The 4,728-nt window shown below is 27.9% G+C and carries 5 protein-coding genes; 3 read left to right on the top strand and 2 right to left on the bottom strand.

Annotated elements, in window-relative coordinates; genetic code table 11:
* Both Q0V08_RS10770 and Q0V08_RS10775 read left to right on the top strand, forming a co-directional pair.
* The coding region (locus Q0V08_RS10770; protein ID WP_297434651.1) for an NAD-dependent malic enzyme at positions 1-611 on the top strand (611 nt) is incomplete at its 5' end.
* A 33-nt stretch (positions 612-644) separates the two neighbouring features.
* Positions 645-1,571 (top strand): AEC family transporter, encoded by a 927-nt coding sequence (locus tag Q0V08_RS10775; protein ID WP_297434653.1) that lies wholly within the window; start codon positions 645-647, stop codon positions 1,569-1,571.
* Positions 1,572-1,627: 56 nt separating this feature from the next.
* Here the strand turns inward: Q0V08_RS10775 and Q0V08_RS10780 are convergent, their stop codons facing one another.
* Together Q0V08_RS10780 and Q0V08_RS10785 are read right to left on the bottom strand one after the other, a co-directional pair.
* Positions 1,628-2,293: a response regulator gene (locus Q0V08_RS10780; protein WP_257163583.1), complete on the bottom strand. Its 666-nt coding sequence runs from the start codon at positions 2,291-2,293 to the stop codon at positions 1,628-1,630.
* A complete protein-coding gene (locus Q0V08_RS10785) occupies positions 2,286-3,857 on the bottom strand; it encodes a GHKL domain-containing protein (protein ID WP_297434655.1) in 1,572 nt (523 codons plus the stop codon). The genes Q0V08_RS10780 and Q0V08_RS10785 overlap by 8 nt, the downstream gene beginning before the upstream one ends.
* Positions 3,858-4,030: 173 nt before the next feature.
* Here Q0V08_RS10785 and Q0V08_RS10790 point away from each other — a divergent pair, with 173 nt between their 5' ends.
* Positions 4,031-4,618 carry a nitroreductase family protein gene (locus tag Q0V08_RS10790; protein WP_297434657.1) on the top strand — a complete coding sequence of 196 codons (588 nt, stop codon included), beginning with the start codon at positions 4,031-4,033 and terminating at the stop codon, positions 4,616-4,618.
* The last annotated feature ends 110 nt before the right edge of the window (positions 4,619-4,728 follow it).

Below are 4,728 nucleotides of genomic sequence, written 5' to 3' on the forward strand. Positions count from 1 at the left end.
AAGCAAAAGTTGTTGTATGTGGAGCTGGAGCAGCTGGATCATCAATAATTAAAATGATTAAAAAATTAGATGTAGCTGATATTTTAGCTATTGATATTGATGGAATTATTGCTAGAGACGATGAAAATAGAGAATATAACTTCTTAACTAAAGAGTTATCAGAGATTACAAATAAAGAAAACCTAAAAGGTGGATTAAAAGAAGCTATAAAAGGAGCAGATATATTTATTGGAGTATCAGCACCAGGACTTTTAAAACCTGAAATGGTAAAAGAGATGAACAAGGATTCTGTAATTTTTGCAATGGCAAATCCAACACCTGAAATTATGCCAGAGGAAGCTTTAGCAGCAGGAGCTAAAATAGTTGGAACAGGAAGATCTGATTATCCAAATCAAATTAATAATGTATTAGCATTCCCAGGGTTATTTAAAGGTGCTTTAGAAAGTGGAGCTAAAAAAATAACTGAAGAGATGAAGTTTGCAACTTCTCAAGCAATAGCTAATCTTATCACAGATGAAGAGTTATCAACAGAGTATGTAATTCCAAGTCCATTTGACCCAAGAGTTGCAGAAACAGTAGCGAAAGCTATTTCAGATTTAGTAAAAAAATAAAATTTAAAAATAAAATACAAGTGAGGTTTTAATGTGTTAGATACAATATTAGATTCTATTGTGCCAGTGTTTTTTGTAATCGCCTTAGGGTGGTTTTCAGGAAAAAAGAATATAGTATCAATAGAGCATAAAAAGGCTTTTGCAGACTATGTAATGATGTTCAGTTTTCCATTACACTTATTTATTGGAAGTGCTAAAGCTAATCCTAAAACTCTTTTAGATGTTAGAATAATTTCATCTTTTGCTTTAGCTTTAATGGGGTTATATGTGATTTCATTTATTATACAAAAACATATATTCAAATATGATTCAAGAAAAGCAGCTCAAGGATCAATTGTTTGTGCTTTTCCAAACATGGCCTTTATGGGTATTCCAGTTTTAACATCTTTAATAGGACCAGAAGCATTAATCTCTGTTGCTATTGGAAATGTTATAACAAGTATATTTATGATTCCAATAACAACAATTATTTTAGAGTCAAAAGATGCTTCGGCAAGTCCAATGAAAATAATAAAATCAAGCTTGATCAATTGTATTAAAAAACCATTGATAATAGCACCTATTCTAGGATTACTTTGTTCAGTTTTCCATATAGAAATCCCAAAAGTGGTTTTCCATTCTTTTGAACTTATAGGAAAAAGTACATCAGGGGTTTCACTATTTTCTCTAGGATTAATTATGGCAAGCTACAGAGTTGTTTTATCAGGACAAGTTTATTTCAACATCTTTATGAAAAATATTTTACAGCCTATTATTATGAGTGGATTAATTGTATTATTCCATCTAAAGGGAATAATGGCAAAAGAGATTTTACTGCTTTGTGCTATGCCAACAGCAACAATCTCTACAATGTTTGGATTAAAATATGGAGTTTCAGAGGTTGAAAGTTCTAGTTCTACAATATTAGGAACAATTTTTTCAATAGTGACACTGAGTTTCTTAATCTCATTTATACTTTAAGTCTAAAAATTAATTTTTATACGCAAAAACCACTAGAATTAACTAGTGGTTTTTTATTAATTATGGTATTTATAAAAATTTTCAGGTCTTCCAACTTCACCATAAGAGGTGTTAACAGTCAACTTATTTATAGAAACTAAATATTTTAGATATTTATTTAAAGTTACAGTACTTATGCTAAGTTCTTCAGAAAGTTTATTGGCATTCCACCATTTTTTTCTATTTTCACTTAAAAATAATTCAATTTTTTCTAAAGTTTTTTCATTTATTCCTTTTGGAAACTCAGTTTGATTAGAGTCAGAAGAGAAATACTCATCACACTCCTCTTGCCCCATAGTAGCTTTTATAAGTAGCTCATTTTTCTTTAAAAATTTGCTGATAGCAGCATCTAATCTAGCTTGACTATATGGTTTTATCAGAAAGTCTATAGCACCAAAAGCAACAGCTTCTTTGATTTTATTTGATTCATTTAAAGCTGTAATAAAAATGATGTCTGTTAAAATACCTTTATTTCTAATTTTTTTTAAAATCTCAATTCCGTTGCTTTCACCTAAATAAACATCACATAAAATCAGGTCTATAGAATATTTCTCAAGATTTTCAAAAACTTCCTCTTCAGTTTTTACTATATTAATAACTTCTAAGTTACTATATTTTTCTAAAAAAATACTGTTTATAGATGCAACCATAGGATCATCTTCAACAATTAGTACTTTATACATCTTTATTCTCCTTATTTAATATGATTGTAAAGTATTTTCCCTCGTCAACCTCTTCTAAAATAAATTGTCCATTGTAAAGTTCAATTTTAGATTTTACAAGAGCTAACCCAATACCACGATTTTTTCCTTTAGAGGAGATATACCTTTGGAACATTTTATTTTTTATACTAGGATCAACTTTTAAACCATTGTCAAAAACTGTAATTTGAATAGAATCTTTATCCTCTAGTAAAAGAAGTTCTATTTTTTTGTTATCTATTTTCACTTTCTCTAAGGCTTCAATTGCATTTTCTAAAAGATTAGATACAATAGTTATAATATCAAGAGAAGTAATAGAACCATGCTCTTTAAATAAAATAGAGTCTTGATCAATAGTAAAATTGATACCTTTTTCTTTTATAACACTAAATTTTCCTACTAAAATTCCTAGAATATAGTAGTCAGAGATGTTAGCAATTTCGGTTAAAATTTTCATATTGCTATTCTCTAAATTTTTCATATATTCCTGAACTAAATCATATTTTTTTAATTGGATTAGTCCAGAAATTACTTGAAGCTGATTTTTAAACTCATGATTATTCTCTCTAAAACCAGTTATTACATTATTTATACTTGTAAGTTCTTTAGCTAAATTTATAATTTCTAAATGTTTATAAAATGTTATGATAACTCCTAGATGATTTTCATCCTCTAAAAGATGGATTATACTGACAAACACTTTTTCATGACCTATTTTTATCTCTTTAAAATAGACATTTTTTTTCTCATGAAAAACATCATTGAATCTTTTTATAAAAAGATCAATATCAAAATCATGAAGAATTTCAAACACTTTTTTATTTATATTTAATATCTTCAAAGAGGAGTTTAAAACTACTACACCTTCATGAATATTGTCAATAATTGCCGCTTGTTGCTGCACAAGGCTTTTAGTATTTATATAGAGGTTTGTGATCTCTTCAGGCTCTAAATTTAACATCTCTTTTTTTATTTTTTTAGCGAAAACTCTAGAGCTTATAAAAATAAAAACTGAACTTCCAAAAGCAAGTAATAAAATTTTAAGTAAAATTAAAAAAATGGTGTGTCTAAAAATATTAAAGAGCTTTCCAACCATAACAAATCCTATAATTTCTTTATTTTTAATTATAGGCTCAAATCTTCTGTATGTTAAACCTTGAGATCCTTTAGTTATTATAAAATATCCCTTTTTATTTTTAAAAACCTCTTCACTATCTTTAGTTCCAAAAATCTCTCCAACTTTACTTGGATCAAGATGACTAAAACGACGTTTGTTTTTATCAGCTATAACCACAATATCCACATCTTGATTATTATCTACGAAAACATCAGCATATTTTTGTAGATTAAAATTACTATTAATTATTGAATCCTTTACAAACTTGGTATTGGATATTTCAAGAGCTACTTCACTCAAACTTCTCTTTACTCTACTAGTTTCATTGTTAATTTCAGTGTAAGTTATTATTCCTATAAGGAGTATTAGCAAAGGCGAAGTTATTAGAATAGAGAGTTTAATAACTCTTTGCTCAAAACGACTTTTCATTTATACCTCCATAAAATAGCTATTGCTATTTTTTACTCTATATTTTACCCCATATATGAAAATCTTTCTACTAAATTTTATTTCTAAAAAAGGAAGTGATAGATAACCATTGAAAAGATTACAAAATGACTTTATTTAACAGATATTTAATTAAAATTTTATGGAGGATTACAATGGAAATTTTAGATTTAATAAAAAAAGCTCGTTCTCATAGAAGCTTTAAAAGTTTTAGTGTTCCAATGAGCGATTTAATGAAAATTATTGAAGGAGCTCATTTTTCATCTGCTGGTGCTAACAAACAGTTTTTAAGGTATGTTTTGGTAAATGATAAAAATATCTGTTCTCAACTTTTTAAAGATGTTGTTTGGGCTAGTCAAATAGAGTGGAAACCTACTGAAAATGAAGCTCCTGGAGCATATATAGTTGTATTTACAGATAATCCACCTAAGCTACCATTGAATTTTATATATGCTGATTGTGGTATAGCCCTTCAGAACATGAAATTAATAGCTACATCATTGGGATATGGAGTTAATTTTATGGAACCAGTGAAAAAAGATGAGATTTTAGAGGTGTTAAACATCTCAAAAGAGTATATTCCACTTTTTGTCATGCCAATAGGAGTACCAACAGATGAGGTTATTTTAACAGAGGTCGAAAATGGAAATATGAAGTATTGGAGAGAAAGTTTAGGAAACCACAACTATAGGCACTTTGTTCCTAAGCTACCCCTTGATCAACTTATAATCAAAAAGATTTAAAGGTACTATTTAGTACCTTTTTTCTTTTGATAAAGACTATCTCTTCTTTCACAAAATTATTCCGAATAATTTTTATTTTATATTATGTGTAATTTTATATAATTTAGTGT

It is taken from the genome of uncultured Cetobacterium sp., assembly GCF_947038635.1.
Lineage (GTDB): Bacteria > Fusobacteriota > Fusobacteriia > Fusobacteriales > Fusobacteriaceae > Cetobacterium_A.